This window comes from Paenibacillus peoriae KCTC 3763 (assembly GCF_000236805.1).
GTDB classification, from domain to species: domain Bacteria; phylum Bacillota; class Bacilli; order Paenibacillales; family Paenibacillaceae; genus Paenibacillus; species Paenibacillus peoriae.
Genome location: NZ_AGFX01000009.1, coordinates 132,001 through 147,843, shown reverse-complemented (window position 1 = coordinate 147,843; position 15,843 = coordinate 132,001). Strand labels below are relative to the sequence as shown.

Annotated in this window: 15 protein-coding genes; 5 read left to right on the top strand and 10 right to left on the bottom strand. The window is 37.8% G+C overall.

Annotated elements, in window-relative coordinates; genetic code table 11:
• Positions 1-14: 14 nt before the first annotated feature.
• Complete coding sequence (locus KQI_RS0101745) at positions 15-1,388, bottom strand: PTS transporter subunit EIIC (RefSeq protein ID WP_010344964.1); 1,374 nt, start codon at positions 1,386-1,388, stop codon at positions 15-17.
• 15 nt (positions 1,389-1,403) lie between these two features.
• The gene (locus KQI_RS0101740) at positions 1,404-2,384 is read right to left on the bottom strand and encodes a family 43 glycosylhydrolase (protein WP_010344963.1); all 981 of its coding nucleotides are present in this window, start codon (positions 2,382-2,384) and stop codon (positions 1,404-1,406) included.
• 341 nt (positions 2,385-2,725) lie between these two features.
• On the opposite strand from KQI_RS0101740, the gene KQI_RS0101735 reads away from it, so the two are divergent.
• Complete coding sequence (locus tag KQI_RS0101735) at positions 2,726-3,736, top strand: AraC family transcriptional regulator (protein WP_010344961.1); 1,011 nt, start codon at positions 2,726-2,728, stop codon at positions 3,734-3,736.
• Between the two features lie 235 nt (positions 3,737-3,971).
• Here KQI_RS0101735 and KQI_RS0101730 read toward each other — a convergent pair whose 3' ends face one another.
• The 3 genes from KQI_RS0101730 to KQI_RS0101725 form a co-directional block, all read right to left on the bottom strand.
• Positions 3,972-5,519 (bottom strand): M28 family peptidase, encoded by a 1,548-nt coding sequence (locus KQI_RS0101730; RefSeq protein WP_029389988.1) that lies wholly within the window; start codon positions 5,517-5,519, stop codon positions 3,972-3,974.
• A gap of 187 nt (positions 5,520-5,706) precedes the next feature.
• A complete protein-coding gene (locus KQI_RS28405) occupies positions 5,707-5,916 on the bottom strand; it encodes a hypothetical protein (protein ID WP_138984776.1) in 210 nt (69 codons plus the stop codon).
• 420 nt (positions 5,917-6,336) lie between these two features.
• Positions 6,337-8,259: an oxidoreductase gene (locus tag KQI_RS0101725; RefSeq protein WP_010344959.1), complete on the bottom strand. Its 1,923-nt coding sequence runs from the start codon at positions 8,257-8,259 to the stop codon at positions 6,337-6,339.
• A gap of 396 nt (positions 8,260-8,655) precedes the next feature.
• Here KQI_RS0101725 and KQI_RS0101720 point away from each other — a divergent pair, with 396 nt between their 5' ends.
• The 4 genes from KQI_RS0101720 to KQI_RS0101700 all read left to right on the top strand — a co-directional run bounded on the left by KQI_RS0101720 (position 8,656) and on the right by KQI_RS0101700 (position 11,901).
• Positions 8,656-9,006 (top strand): winged helix-turn-helix transcriptional regulator, encoded by a 351-nt coding sequence (locus KQI_RS0101720; protein WP_010344958.1) that lies wholly within the window; start codon positions 8,656-8,658, stop codon positions 9,004-9,006.
• Between the two features lie 393 nt (positions 9,007-9,399).
• On the top strand, positions 9,400-9,966 hold the full coding sequence (locus KQI_RS0101710; RefSeq protein WP_010344957.1) for a class I SAM-dependent methyltransferase: 567 nt from the start codon (positions 9,400-9,402) through the stop codon (positions 9,964-9,966).
• Between the two features lie 143 nt (positions 9,967-10,109).
• Positions 10,110-10,790, top strand: coding sequence for a response regulator transcription factor (locus tag KQI_RS0101705; RefSeq protein WP_010344955.1), 681 nt, complete (start codon positions 10,110-10,112; stop codon positions 10,788-10,790).
• Positions 10,783-11,901, top strand: a complete 1,119-nt coding sequence (locus tag KQI_RS0101700; RefSeq protein WP_010344953.1) for a sensor histidine kinase — start codon at positions 10,783-10,785, stop codon at positions 11,899-11,901. The genes KQI_RS0101705 and KQI_RS0101700 overlap by 8 nt, the downstream gene beginning before the upstream one ends.
• A gap of 354 nt (positions 11,902-12,255) precedes the next feature.
• Here the strand turns inward: KQI_RS0101700 and KQI_RS0101695 are convergent, their stop codons facing one another.
• The 5 genes from KQI_RS0101695 to KQI_RS28945 form a co-directional block, all read right to left on the bottom strand.
• Positions 12,256-12,924 carry a DUF4867 family protein gene (locus tag KQI_RS0101695; protein ID WP_010344951.1) on the bottom strand — a complete coding sequence of 223 codons (669 nt, stop codon included), beginning with the start codon at positions 12,922-12,924 and terminating at the stop codon, positions 12,256-12,258.
• A gap of 52 nt (positions 12,925-12,976) precedes the next feature.
• Positions 12,977-13,909 carry a DUF7916 family protein gene (locus tag KQI_RS0101690; protein ID WP_010344950.1) on the bottom strand — a complete coding sequence of 311 codons (933 nt, stop codon included), beginning with the start codon at positions 13,907-13,909 and terminating at the stop codon, positions 12,977-12,979.
• Positions 13,910-13,981: 72 nt separating this feature from the next.
• Positions 13,982-14,329: a ribose 5-phosphate isomerase B gene (rpiB, locus tag KQI_RS26600; RefSeq protein ID WP_010344949.1), complete on the bottom strand. Its 348-nt coding sequence runs from the start codon at positions 14,327-14,329 to the stop codon at positions 13,982-13,984.
• A 522-nt stretch (positions 14,330-14,851) separates the two neighbouring features.
• A complete protein-coding gene (locus KQI_RS29735) occupies positions 14,852-15,127 on the bottom strand; it encodes an MFS transporter (RefSeq protein ID WP_411830972.1) in 276 nt (91 codons plus the stop codon).
• The gene (locus tag KQI_RS28945; protein ID WP_010344948.1) at positions 15,022-15,573 is read right to left on the bottom strand and encodes an MFS transporter; all 552 of its coding nucleotides are present in this window, start codon (positions 15,571-15,573) and stop codon (positions 15,022-15,024) included. The genes KQI_RS29735 and KQI_RS28945 overlap by 106 nt, the downstream gene beginning before the upstream one ends.
• Between the last annotated feature and the right edge of the window lie 270 nt (positions 15,574-15,843).

Here is a 15,843-nt window from a genome sequence, read left to right as displayed (position 1 = left end):
TCAGTGCTTCTAAGTTAATCGTCCGCTCTTGTTGTAAAGTACGTTAAAACTGCACTGATAGTAAAACTCACGAAAAAGCAGATGAAGAATCCTATAAGTGGACCTGGATTACCACTAGGGTCCATTTGGGCACCAAATGTTAAAATTCCTCCAACAGCAGCTGGTGAAAACTGATTTGTTCCTAAAATTGTATTCAATGGTCCAGCAATTCCTCCAGCAATCATTGCGCAAATAAACGGTTTCCTATATGGCAAAGCAATCCCGAATATGGCTGGTTCAGTAATACCAAACAGTGCAGAAGTCATTGCTGAATAACCAGTAGCTTTATTTTCTTTTCGTTTAGTCTTAAGTGCGAAACCAAGCGCAGCTCCAGCTAATGCCCAAACTCCCATACCTAAAATCGGGCTCAACGCATTAGAACCATTTCTCAGGGTTATATCGGTCAAAATAGGAATAAACGCATAGTGTAATCCAAAAAGCACACAAAGCTGCCAAAAGGCACCGAATATTACACCAGTAGCTAAAGGAAATAAATTATAAACAGCCATAGTACCATTTGCTAATAACGTACTTACTTCTACAAAGATTGGCCCAACTACAAGAAATGTGAAAGGTACCATTACCAAAAGTAACATCATAATTTTTAAGAATTCTAAAAATGGTGGTATATACCTATCTAGATACTTTTCTAATTTTGCAGCAATAAATGTACTACACATAACAGGGAAAATTGAGTTACCGTATGTTGTTAAGATGACAGGTATCTTCAAAAACGTTAAAGCTGTACCATCTTTATATATTTCGACAATATTCGGAAATACCAATGATGCTCCTATTGCAGCAGCAACATAAGGGTTTGAGTCAAATGTTTTCGCAACTGAAAATGCTACAATTATAGGTAAGAAGTATAAGAAAGCATCATTTATATTTTGCAAAATAATAAAAGTACCATCTGTTGTCTGCAATACGCCTGCCATAAGGAATATAGCCAAACAACCTTTAATAATACCCACCGCGGCCATTGTTGGAACTAGCGGAAAAATCATTTTCATAAGTGATCTAGATAGCCTATTAATCAAACTTGTTTTATTTTTTGTTTTAACTTTTTCAATTTTTTCTTTGATGTCATCTTCATTAGCATTACCTTTTAATAAAGAATCAACTTCAGCATAAACATCTTTAACCATATTCCCAACAATTACTTGATATTGTCCACCAGCTTTCATAACACCCAATACTTTATCAATACTTTTAATTTCATCATCATTGGGAATTGATTCATCCGCCAGAACAAATCTCAATCTAGTTACACAGTGCGTAACACTTACAATATTCTCTGGTCCTCCAACTTTTTCAATTATTGCTTTTGCTGAATCTTTTAAATTCATACAAACTTCCCCTTATTAAAAATTGTTTGGATTCCATTCCGACTTCCATTGGATTACTGGGATATTCTCTTTAAATTCTACAGGTAGCCAAACATAATCAGACTCACTTGTATTAATGTTCCATGAACTCTTCTCTTTTTTTCTTGTTAAGTCAACAACCCACCGATCCCCAATCGCAATGAATAAATCTTGATTAGGCACTTTAAATACACTACTTATTTGGGAATTGAAAGTGTTCTTTTCTGTATCCTCTATACACGGATCTCCAATAATATACCAAGGTCCATGCATATTATCTGCTTTGGCACTGAGCGTTTGATTTGGATAATACGCAGTTGTTCCCGACGTAAACATAAAGTATTCATTCTCTCTTTTAAAAACAGCAGGTGCCTCACGTGCTAATGGAGGTGAACTAAAATGCAAATGCGTTGAATATTTTCCTGTTAAATTCTTATAGTCGTCAGTTAAATCTGCAATTACAATTTCTGTATGAACTTTTCCAAAGATAATGTATGCTTGATCATTATCATCAACAAACAAATCAAAATCACCACTGCTCATATCTAAAGGAACTATCTTATCAATAAGTTTAAACTCTTCAGTGATACTTTTTGATGTCGCTATCCCCATATATTGATAATTCCAATCTCGAGGATTATCATCTGTTCCTGCTAATTTCATCCACATTACAAATTCTTCATTCTTTTTGTTATAAATGATATGGGGACGGTCCATAATTCTAGAAGGATGTAAAGGGTTATTAACATCTGAAGGCGCCTTCAAAATAGTTTTTTCAAATTTCCAATTTATTAAATCCTCAGATGAATAACAATTAACACCATTATGCCAAACGCCACTTCCCGGAATCGTATTTTCCTTATTTTCCCCATACCAATAATAGACACCATCTACAGACATTACAGAACTACCATGAGCTTGTATACGCTTACTTTTTGTATCAAGCCAAATCTGACCTGGTCGAATAGAATTATACATTTAAAACTTCTCCTTATAAAAGATAATAGTGTCAAAATGGAAATTTTCAAAATATTCTAAATTAAATCTTAATGTTTGTCTCTTTTTTAATTACAGAAATTACTCCTTTCAACACTTTTATAAAATGAGTGATTTTATTAGATACACTAACTGATAAAAACTATAGTTTTTAGATAAAAGTCTATAGACGTCTCTATATTTGTGGCCTCAAGGAAGCTATTAAATAATCCCCTTGAAGAAAGGATAGCATTTTCTTATATGCTCTATAATATCAAATAAACACATATTGACTGACCGATTTTAATATCATATAATGACTAACATTGAAAGGGGTTTCAACTATGAATCACGATGAGTTAGATAGAATGCTTAGAGTATTAACAGAAAAAGAGATAAAATATAAATCAAATCCTGTTATGTCTGAAAGATATAAAAAAATGGAAATAATCAACTGTAAAGGGCATAGTGCTTATTTATTTGATGATAATGATATGAATATAGGCGAAAATATCACCCCACGTAAACATACACGATTTGTTCAAGTACCAATGCACGTTCATACTTATATCGAACTTAGTTATGTATATTCTGGAGAATTTACAGAGATAATAAAAGATAAGACTGTAAAACTGAAAGAAGGACAAATATCTATTATAGATACTGGTATTCCTCATTCTATTTTACCGACTAGTGAAAATGATATTATTATAAATATATTAATGAGTAAAGAATACTTTTCAACTGCCTTTCTTAGCAGGCTATCAAGTAAAGGCATTATCTCAGAGTTTTTAATTAATGCTATATCTGATAAGAGGGATCATGATAATTGCATAATATTTAATTCTGAAAATAACAAAAAAATCCCTCTATATATAAAAGAGCTTCTTTGTGAATATTTTGATAAATCTTTATGTTCAAATGAAATAATTGATTGCTTTATGGTGCTTATATTTTCTGAACTACTGAGGGTATTTCAGTACGACTCTACCCAATCTAACTCAAAATCATTCAACAATGCACCTGTTGTAGAAATACTTAACTATCTAGAGAAGAATTATATGACGTGTAGTTTAATTTCCACAGCTAAGCATTTCAATTTTCATCCAAACTATCTAAGTAATTTGATAAAAAAAACCACCAACAGATCATTTTCTGAAATTATATTACTTCAAAAGCTAACTAGAGCATCTATTTTACTTGAAAATACTAACATCCCTATTTACGGAATTGCAAACGAAATAGGTTATAACAACTTAAACTTCTTTTACAAAAAATTCAAGGAATATTTTAGTGTTACACCAAAAGAATTTCGAGACAATTCTATTTCTAAATCTATTCAAAAATTTAAGTAAAACACAACAGCAACACGTACGTTCCCACCAGACATTTCTGCTATTTTTCTTGAAGTTATACTGTTTATATGTCTGAATTTTTTACTAATTACTTTTTCTAATAGCTCTATTGAAGAAGGTTCTAACCGGAAAACAGTTGTTTGTTCGGGCTGATCCTCTCTAACATCGTATTCAACTGTAATTAAACTAATAGTACCGGGCCAATATTCATTTGATTACCAATCTATGAAAGCGGTCAAATACTATGGCTGGAATTTTCAGCTGGCAAACCACAAAGCCTCCAGATTATGTCTGCAAATGTCTCTGCCGTCGAGCGCAATTCGTCCTTGGCCACCATATCGATCGTATCCATATTGTCGTACAAATAAATCGGTCCGCTGACAAGACTTATGATCGGGATACCCGCATGATAAAATATATCCGCATCCGTCGGAATTTCATCTCCTAAAAGTGTTGCTGGCAGGATTACTGATCTGTCCAGACGATGTCTCACGATTTCTTCTTTTGTAATATTTACAAGAGCATCCACTTCGCTTATAAATACTACCCTCGGCTCGATCTGGCCTGTGAGTTCAAGATTTCCATCGGCATCTTCAGTGAGCTCATTTGCTATATGCTCTACGCAAACGTCGGCGAGAATGTTATCCGGTCCTTGCAGGTGATTTCCTTTAAACGCATCATGTACTTCATAGCCGGTAAAGTGAGTGTCCATTGTTGCAAACATAATTGTTTTCTCTCTATCCTCCTGAGGAATCTGAGAATAGAATTTCGCCAGAGCTAGTACAACGGATGTTCCAGAAGCATCCTCAACAGCCCCAGTTGTTGAGGAATCATGATGAGAATGAACAAGAATTGTCTCATCAGATTTCCCAGGAAGATACGCCACTACAGCGCTTCCTTGGGTAGTTTCGAGCTCTCCGACAAGCGTCATTGAAGCATTTGTACTACCTTTTGAAATCAGTTCTTTCACCTGTTTACCGGCAGATTTACTGATCCAGAGTCCCGGTATCTTCATCGGACCATTGAGGTATGAATAGTCTTCATTATTATATTGATTGCTTTCAATATAATTTGAAAGAATCCCTATAAAGGCAATAGCTCCATGATCTAAAGCGTTGTAATAGTTGTCTGGATAGGTATTTGCACTGTAGGGGTCAATCCTTGATGAAAAAAGAGAAAGCGTCTTATTGGGATCATAGAACAAATAACCTGCTGCCTTTGCAAGTCCAATAGGTACACTTCCCATCTTTACATCTGCTACCACAATTTTTCCTTTTACATTAATGTTGTTAAAATCTGATTCCCCGCCTTCCCCGACATACACAATTTCTGAATTGAGCCCATCGTCAGGTGTACTGAACGAACCTGTAATACCTGTGTTAAAAGAATGTGTCATATAGTAAGAATCTATTTTCACACCACCAACGGTCAGTCCCCATTTGTTTGCTGTCCATCGCACCGTATCAGCACTCTCTGTGTGAACATTCTCAAGGTTAAAGTTTTCAAACTTTGTCTTAACATAATCAACAGCCTTTTGATGCGCCTTTGTGCCAGGCTGGCGCACGCCCATTTCTGTCAGGTCTTCAACCCATCCGAAAATTTCATCGTTTTCAGGCATTTGATCTATATATTTTGCGGTTGGGGAATCTTCAACTTTTAGTTTCGAAAGTGCTTTGATCTCCATTGAACTTTTAATTAAGAATCCTCCAATTACGGAGCCGCATAAAACTACGACGCCTACTAATACTATAAGTGAAATACGGATAAATCTCTTTGCTTTCATTTAGTTTCTTCCTTTTATCGGGATAATGGGTAATGCTCTCATCGCGATAAATCGTCACGGTTGCGAAACTTGAGATTTTTTGGAGCCTTTATAATAGGAAAAACCCTAGTCTTTAAAGACCTCGGGTTTCTAACAATCAGTTCCCTGGCATCTAATCATTCAGGCACTTAGGGTGAAACTGAATATATTATTCCGGAATAATAGGTAATAAGATATGCGAAGGATGCTCTTTATCACGGTAGATAGTAATCGTCGGTTTCACATTTTTCGGATTAGCAGTATCGTTATTTGGACTTAATCCTGGCAATATTTCAAATGTGGGCCAGCCTGCACCTACAATTGAAACTCTAAGTCTTGGACGAGAAAATAAAGTCCCAGACTTCTGCTGTTTTTTCAACTAACGTTCCTCGTTAGAATTCCTGTAAAACGAATAATTTGCTCTTTGCATAAACTGCTTGTTCCCCAATTCGGACATGCTAATCATAGGGGCTAATCCCAGTGCTGTCTACTTCGATTAATACATCGTGTTCTCCTACTTCTGGAATTGGCAAATCAAAAAACAGTCGAGTTAATAAAATATGTATACCTAAATTTACTGGCGTCTTATTTAGTGCACATTGATTTTCTTGTTGGCATGAGCATGGTCTTACATGATTTTAGAAGCTCTATTATTGAAATACGTTAACTAATAAGTGGAAAAAGTTTTACACGAGGGAATGTTATGAGTACAGATCAAACGGCCTTTTCCCCAATGAAGTTTGTGAAAAGGCCGTAACAATTGTCTATTGCATTGATGTAGTCTCCAGTTGTGCTGTCCCTAAATAGCTAATCCTGCTCTGTAGCCTTCTTCCATAGCTTCAAGCGCCCTTCTAACTTCCAAAGCATCACCAATAGTAATAATTTTCTCCACTTTGCCTGCAAGTTGTTCCTGTAGGGCATTTACAGGTTTGGATCCAATTGCAATGACCACATTATCCAGATTTGATATTTCCTTAATCTCATGATCCTTTTCAATGGTTATGGAGCCAGGCTTAATCTCCTTTACGGCAGTAGATACAAGTATTTCCACATGATGCTCCTTCAAGTCCTTGAAAAGGAAATGATTAACGCTGTCTTCACCATTCTTTACGATTCCATCTTGCATTTCAACGATAATTACTTGCTTTCCATGGTTGGCCAGATGGGCTGCTGTCTCGGCCCCAACCAGTCCTCCACCTATCACTACAATGGACTGGCCTACCTCTGTCTTACCTGATAGAACATCTTGGGCTATAACTACTCCTTCTGAGTGAATGCCTGGAATGTTTGGTATAAACGGCTTAGCCCCTGTTGCAATAATTAATGTATCCGGGTTTTCCTCTTTTATAGTGGCTTCGTTTAATTTTGTATTCAGATGTACTATCACTCCAAGCTGTTCCAGCTGTCCTTTCTGCCAAACGGTAACGGTATTTAATTCCTCCTTGCTTGGGGGAATCGCAGCAAGTAACCACTGACCACCCAACGCTTCCTCTTTTTCAAATAAATGAACCTCGTGACCTCTTTTTGCTGCAACAATCGATGCCTCCATACCGGAGATTCCTCCGCCTACAACTACTACCTTTTTCTTTTCTTCCGCTTCTTTAATTTCTAGCTCCGTTTCTTTTCCTGTTAAAGGATTGACTACACAACGAACGTCCAAATCCTGACCAATTCTACCTACACACCCCTGCATACAGCCGATGCAGTGAATAATATCTCCCATCTTTCCAGCCAGCGTTTTGTTAGGGAGATCCGGATCAGCCAAGGATGCTCTTCCCATTGCTACCATGTCCGCTTTCCCGGACAGAAGAACCGATTCTGCTATTAACGGGTCATTGATCCTCCCTACCGTAATGACTGGAATGGACACCACTTTTTTGATTTCCGCAGCCAAATCAGTAGAGAAGCCATGGGGAACTGCAGCAGGTTGAATCACATAATGCATCGTTTTGTAGACACCCTGTGACACATGGATCGCATTAACACCAGCCTCTTCAATAATTTTCGAAATCACTTTTGTATCTTCAATCGTCAATCCACCTTCAACAAATTCATCACCAGACAATCTGAAGAGCAATGGAAACTCCTTGCCCACCTTGGCTCTGATATTCTGAATAATTTCCACCGCAAATCTGGTTCGATTTATAATTGTACCGCCATATGCGTCTGTTCGTTTATTGGAAAATGGCGACATAAACTGATTGATTAAATAGCCGTGAGCCCCGTGAATTTCGACAGCATCAAACCCTGCCTTTTGGGCTCTTAAAGCCGTATCCCCAAATTTCTCTACAATTTCTTTAATTTCATATACAGTAAGCTCATGGGGAACTTCCTCTGATGTTGGGTTATTGATTGGCGAAGGCGCGATTGGCTGCACTCCTGTAATTGAGCTGTCGGTCTGCCGTCCAGCATGGTAAATTTGAGCTGCAATTTTTCCTCCTTGTTTGTGTACTCTTTCTGTTAATTCCTTATGCCCTGCAATTTGAAAATCAGCCCAAAGGCCAGGAATTCTCCGAAAACCCTTTGCATACTCATCAATCCCGTAGTCTTCTGTAATAATTAGTCCCCAGCCGCCTTTTGCTTTTGCCTCATGGTATGCGATATACCGCTCTGTAGCCGTTCCGTCCGAATTACAGTAGTTCATGACCATAGCAGGAACTACTAATCGATTTTTAATCTCCAATTCCCCGATTTTTATGGGTTCAAATATTTTTTTGAACATACAAAATCCCCCTTTGCCATGATTTGTGAAAAATATAACAATATATTCACATCTTAAAGCCAAGCCCCTGGTTCGACAAGTACGCACTTAAAGGTAAGTAGCCTTACCTAAAAGTAAGAATTGAACGGAAATCCTAGCAACCTGTGAAAATAAAGTGATCTTTAAATCTGGACAACTTTGACAGAGTGAGTTACAATCTTGGCTTCCGTTGCATGATGTTGACAGTCAGGCTATGCTAGATAGAATACAATGCGTAAATAATACCGATAGAAGTTTGTGCTAAATAACCTTGAACTTAACAATCAAAGAAGTGATTAAATTAAATTGGGATATTCATTTGAGTAAAAAGGACTTCACTATTTTTTTGGAGTTAGATGATTAGGAAATTGTGTTGTTATGATTCATACAATAAGGGATGTGGACCAGGTGATAAATTATAATGGAAAACAATATGTAGACTTTCTTGATTTAGGTCTTGAACCTTTTCGTGGGAAGTGGAAAGCAGTAATTCTTTGCCACTTGTCTAAAAGTCCGAAGCGTTTTTTAGAACTGCAAAGAGTGACGATCGGTGTTAGTCATAAGGTACTAAATGAACAATTGCATGACTTGGAGCATGATGGGTTAATTAGGAAGATTGCATATGCTGAAGTTCCGCCAAGAGTAGAATACCGTCTTACGAAAAAAGGTGAGGAGCTGTCCCCGATATTAGAAGCAATCAGAAAATGGGCAGCAAAAAATCATTCGTAAGAACCTTAGAGCAGAAGCAACCGCCTGAAGGCTTCTTGCAGAAAAACTCGTTTCGGAGACATCAACTGTCTACGGAACATCATTATAATTTCTCTGCTTTTGACTCTTTTGAATCTGAGCTTTCTCTTCTCAAAAAGCCTTGCCAACTTGGTTGGTAAGGCTTTTTGAGGTTGGATGGCATACATTTTAGGCCTTCTGTAGATGAATTCTTTAGAATTTCTTTAGAATTATACTCATAAATTCCTTAGTTTTTTTCATTATGATTTGTGTATTCAAATCTTTCATTTTTAATCCTTTCGGTGTCCATACGCTTCGATAAGAAAAATGTTTTTATATATGAGCCCTATTCAGCATTGTAACTAACAATAAAAACAGTAATGGAGGAAAAATCAGTTGAAACTCAAAGAAAATCTTTTATTTTTGCAAAGCTTTATTCATAGTCCGAAAAATGTAGGAAGTATTATACCAAGCTCCAGGTTTCTGGCGTCCAAAATGGTTAAACAAGCACCTTGGAAGGAGATTAAGGCAGTCGCAGAGCTCGGATCGGGTACAGGTGCCATCACGCGTTTTATTAACACACGGGTAAGTGAAACAACGAAAGTATTATTGTTTGAGATGGATGAGACGATGAGGAATAACTTACAAACTGAATATCCAGACTTCTCCTGTCATCCGAACGCTGCACGCTTAGTAGAAGCGATGAAGCAAGAAAATATTCAGCAATTGGATTGTATTTTTAGCGGGCTACCTTTTTTTAATTTTGAACGTGAATTGAGAGATACCTTGGTTGAACAGATTTATAAAGCTCTCAAACCTGGAGGTTTGTTTATCGCCTTTCAATATTCGCTTCAAATGAAAAAGCAGCTTTCAGAAAAATTTATCATTGAAAAAATTGATTTGGTGCCTCTCAATATCCCTCCTGCTTTCGTTTACGTATGTCGCAAAAGGGAAACAATGTAATTGAGATGACCCTTTAATTTCATCCATTGAATGATTTGCTTGCAGCATATAGAAATAGTGAAGACTTTACTATGATGGTAGCTATACTAATTGCAGTAATTTTAGGCATCTTAAATACTTTAAAAGAAGGAGAACAATCACTAATGAATACAATCCTTGTCGTGGATGATGATCCCGAGATTCGAGATGTCATTCATGTATATCTACGTAATGAAGGATACCATGTGATTGAAGCAGCCGATGGTGAAGAAGCCCTGGATACCATAGAGACAACATCGGTTCAATTGGTTATCCTGGATGTCATGATGCCAAGAATGGATGGAATCAAAGCATGCTTAAAAATAAGGGAAATCTCGAATACTCCGATTATCATGCTGTCAGCCAAGGAAGAAGATATTGATAAAATCAACGGGCTGACTACCGGGGCCGATGACTACATGATCAAACCATTTAATCCGTTAGAATTGATTGCTCGCGTAAAAGCGCAGCTACGGCGTCAATCATTAATAGGAAAGGAAGAATTTAATTCCCTTATCCTTATTAAAGACCTGGTGATTGATAAGAGTAAACATTCGGTAAAGTTAAAGGGGAATGAAATTTCGCTGACTCCTTTAGAGTTTTCTATTCTGATCCTCCTTGCGAGCCACCCTGGACAGGTTTTTAGTTCAGAGCACATTTACGAAAATGTATGGAAGGCGCCCTACGGGTTCTCTGATAATACTGTGATGGTTCATATTCGTAATCTACGAGAAAAATTAGAGCAATTCCCAAGAGATCCTCAGTATATTAAAACGGTGTGGGGAGTTGGCTATAAAATTGAGTGAACATACGCAAAAGCCAAAACGAAAAAAACGGATCCAAGTAAACATTTTAATCAGAATGATGCTAAGTGTAGTCATTGCTGTCTCTATAAATGATATGCTCATTTTATTTTTCTTAAAAATTATCAGTGTAACGGAATGGCATTGGTTTCACGACTTTTTTCCTTATCTTCTTACCCCCTTGTTTATGGTAATCTTTATTTTTACTTTTTTAGTTTTGACACGACGAATCGTTAAAGACTTGATTACACTGGAGCAAGGGCTTCAAATTATTTCCGAAGGTAATTTGAGTTATCGGGTACCTGTTGTTCGGCAAGATGAACTCGGGCGGGTCGCGCTCAACATTAATCGAATGACAGAACGTTTAGAGCAACAGATTGTAAAAGAACGTGAAATAGAAAAATCCAAGATGGAGTTGATCACTGGTATTTCGCATGACTTGCGTACGCCTTTGACCAGCATTATCGGCTATATCGAGCTGTTAAGAACACATTCATATCAAGATAAAAATGAATATACGCGCTTTGTTCAAAACACCTATAACAAAGCGATTCACTTAAAGAAGCTGCTAGATGACTTGTTTGAATATACCCGACTCACTTCGGTTGATACTCACTTAAACCTAAGAAGGATCAATTTAACTCAACTTTTGGATCAATTGCTGTTCGAGTTCGAACCCATTGCTCAAGAAAACGGTGTGTATATCGTGAAGGAGATGGGTGACTCCCCAATCGTTACCTCCATTGACAGCGACAAAATAGCCAGAGCAATCGATAATCTTCTCATGAACGCCTTAAAGTATTCCTTGAAGCCGGGAGGTATTTGCATTCGATTGAAAACGACTCCTGAGCAAATTACGATTGAGGTCGAAAATAAAGGAGCTCCCCTCACCCAAGATCAAGAGGAGAAGTTGTTTGAACGTTTTTATAAGGTTGACCATTCAAGAAGTAGCGAAGGTATCCAAACAGGAGCAGGACTGGGACTTTCCATAGCAAGGAATATTGTTGAGTTGCATCAAGGGACCTTAACGCTCAATCATATTCATAACTTATTTACATTCCAACTGAATTTACCTTTTGAAAAAATAGCTCCAGTAGCTAACACTGTCAGTTGAAGTTGCTTCTCCTCTTATCTTCTATGGAATGCGGAGAAGCATCGCTTCCTATGGATGCCGCGAGACGCTTAGGAAAATAGTAAAACCCGCGAAAAGCCTTGATTCTACAAGGCTTTTCGCGGGTTTTATCTTCTTCTCACCGTACACATTTTCTTCTTATGCCGGAATGACATGCGGTTCAATTTCCGGCGTATATTGGCAAGTTCCTTTACCGCCGCGTCAAGCAGGCATACCATAATGCCGACCTGATTCAAAATGGCAAGTAATTCTTTCCTGTCCGGCGCGTTGTTGGCCTAACCAACATTGTGATGAGAAACCAAGATACCTACATGGAACAGAATACTAATTCCGACCTCATGATTTGTATTGCACTTCGATATTTTCACCAATTATACCTGGATGTACACCTGCAGCGATTTTTTCATGCTGCGAAGAGTGCACCATCAAAAATTTATTTTTTTTAACGACAAGCTTATTCCGCCCGTCCCCTACCTCATCAAGCGGCTCGTTGGTCCCGAGAGGGAGCAAGACAACAGTCAGATATCCGTTGTCTTCTGTCTTGCATGGAGCATAGTGAAGTGTAGTAGAATACAACTCAATAGCTGTTCCCTTACGCTGTAAAAATGCCCGCACCTTCCCCGAGTGGTATTCATGATTAACAATATCTTGAACCTTCCCCACTAAGTGAATACAATCCGTTGCTGCAATAACTACTTCACTGCCTTGATGATATTCCAACCCGTTAAGCTTGGAATTTTGTCCGGAACACGTTCCAGCTTGAATTGGCAGTTGTCCATACACATCTTCCCTGATGAACCGAAGAACAGAAAACTGCTCAACGTTCAAATTAGAGGTAAAATACTGATTGCCATATGAAGGTATACCAATATTTTTATTCACATATCCTAGAAGCTCATCAAAATTATAATGACCTAATACTTTCCCATAAGCGAGAAATTCATCATCAAAGATTTCATTGACAACAAGTTGAGCATTCAGATGGCGTATTTCATTAAGTCCCATGTAGTCCATCCCTTTATATATTTTAATCAGCACTTCGATATTATCATAAACACTATCTATTTCTGCTGGCCATACGGAAATAGGAATAACTTTTACCCTTCAACGAAATGGATAATTGAAGCAGATTTTCAGGAGTCGAGCAACCTCCAAAACCACCATCTCCAATGGCATGAATGTCTGCTCCTGTCTCCTTCATTTTAAGAGCTATCTGTCTTATCGTCTCAACATCTGCATTTTCTACAGAGCTATTTAAAAATGCCATTGTTAAAGTTCCCGGTTTATAGGTATGAACAAATTGAACGAGTTCCTGAATCATATGAACACTAATTCCATGTCTCGATCCAGGCGCAGGCAAATCTATAACATCTGCTCCAGCATCAATTAGTTCCTTGATTATTTCTTTGGCATCCCGTTCCGCAAGGGGATCTCCCAACACCTTTTCTTTAACTCCGTCCTCCCACTTGCCGGCAAAAATAAGCATGTCTTCACCACATACTTCTCTTGCCAATCTAGTAGTTTCAATAATATCCTGAATCGAAGTTCCGCTGCCGGGGTTTCCACCTAAAACGATAAAATCAGCACCCAGCTCTTTTGCCAAATTGATATGTTCTCTGGTTGCAGTCATTCCTTCAACATCATAATATGGACTTTTAGGAGGCTCATTTTTACCTGGACAACCTAGATAAATACCTACCGGTATTCCTGCTTTTTCCTTGATTTCTTCCACGCTCAACCCCATCAAGCCAGGGTTCTTACTTAAATCATTCAGATTCAATGTGTTAAGCATAACCATATCGGCTCCAAAAGCAGCCATCAGTTCGGTATTGGTAACACCTCTGACCAATCCTTCTCCGGCAAACAGCAAATGCTGCCCCATGACGACCCGTCCCTCAGATCTCAGAATAGAATCCTTCAAGTCCCTAGCGTTCATCTGCTTAAAATCTTTTTTGGAAGCATTAATTAATCTTATTACCTGGTTGCTCATCATAAACCCTCCTGATTTTATATTTATTGCTTTTCATTTCCATACAGACAAATTGCAGATCATTTCTCAGATTTAACACAGAAATTTCTCGTCTTCAATTTCTCCGATCATTTCCACACGCTTTCCATGACGGCCACCTTCAAATTCTGCTTCCAGCCAACACTTCACAATCATTTTGGCAAGCTCACTGCCGATTACTCTGGAGCCGAAGGCAAGGATATTTGTATTGTTATGCTGTTTGGATAGCTGTGCTGTGTAAGGCTCGCTACATACAACAGCCCGAATTCCTTTTACTTTATTAGCTGCAATAGAAATTCCCACACCCGTTCCGCAAATCAGAATACCCGCATCTGCTTGTCCTTGTACAACCGCAGCATAAGTACCACTTTTGTCAGACAGCCAGTTAAGCACTACCAACATCATCAACTTGAGTAAACGATTACTCAATGGGGATGCTTATACACATTTTTACTTTCATAAGCACCTCACTGCTGATTGCTAAGTTAAGCTGAATAATAAGAATCTCTTCATAGCTTAAATCATAGGTGAGAAACCGATTACTCATCTTTCGGAAAAATACTATCACTTCCTGATAGGTGTTGTCAATATGATATTCTTAAGCTAGGTAAACACCAATTTGCAAGACAAGGGTGTGAACTTCCTTTAATCATGCCGCTGCTAATTTCATCATATCAATAACTACAACAGAAGTTGCGTTGGCTGGTATTTACCCCAATCTTATTTAACTTGATAGGTGTGTACACACATTCACCTCATCATGGAAAAAATTGTATTAACAAACTGCTTTAATTAAAGAAATATCGGCCTCTATGCAATAGATGGCAACTTTTGCTGTAGAGATCAGAGAAATCGCTCAGTTCCTATAAAATAAAAAAGCGGGCTTTACGAATTAAAGTAAACCCGCCAATTATGAAGCAAAATTCAATGCTTGCTTTTTTGAGTATAAAGAAAATAGCCCAAAACTCCAATTCCTAATAATGCTGCACTAAAATTAAACATCCCACGATATCCATAAAGAGAAGCTATGCTCCCTCCAATTAGTGGTCCAAATCCTTGCCCCAAGTTGGCACCAATATAAAATGAACTCGAGGCTAAACCACTTTGATGCTTGCCAAGTTTGCGGAGGGACTCAACCTGTAATGCCGGCTGTGCCGTTCCCTGTCCAAACGCTTTAACAATTGCCGCCAAAAGGACCATCCAAAGCTCATTGGCATGACCCAATATAACGACTCTATACTGCTAGAGAATAATGCCGGATACAGTATAATCGATAGCCCTTTTTTATCATAAAGTCTACCTGATAATGGACGCATAATGAGTAGAATCAACGCATTCATAGTGAAATACATTCCTACACCTTTAATGCCCCGTTCCTCTCCCAATAAGACCAAAAACGAGCTCACAAGCCTATTTCCCATGGAGAACAGTCCTCCAATTAAAGAAAGAGGTAATATCCTTACCGCGATAATGTCTTTAAAACTAATATTTTTCTTGGCAACTTCTGAATGTTTGGAACTAATATCTTGTTTAACCGTCTTAACCAACATAACATATTTCTTATTTGTTCTGTCAGTAAGAATCCCACTAAAAAGTCCGACGAAAAGAGCTGTTAAGGAAAATAATCCTACGATAGTTCCTGCCATACTTACAGATGCTCCTAAGTGCATTGCATATGCTGACATAAAGGACTAACCAGATTAAAGGACATATAGCTCAGCATATTAATTACCAACAAAATGATAAAATCATAGTTCCATAACCCCTTTTCTTCTTGTGTAGTGGCATCATTTGTAATCATATTTTTCTTCCCCAGAATCCTTCTGATGGAGTGAGCTAACTACACACCAATTTTGAAAATAACGTCCAAGCAAATTTCGTATATGCAACACCCATGGCAGATGCTAATACAATTA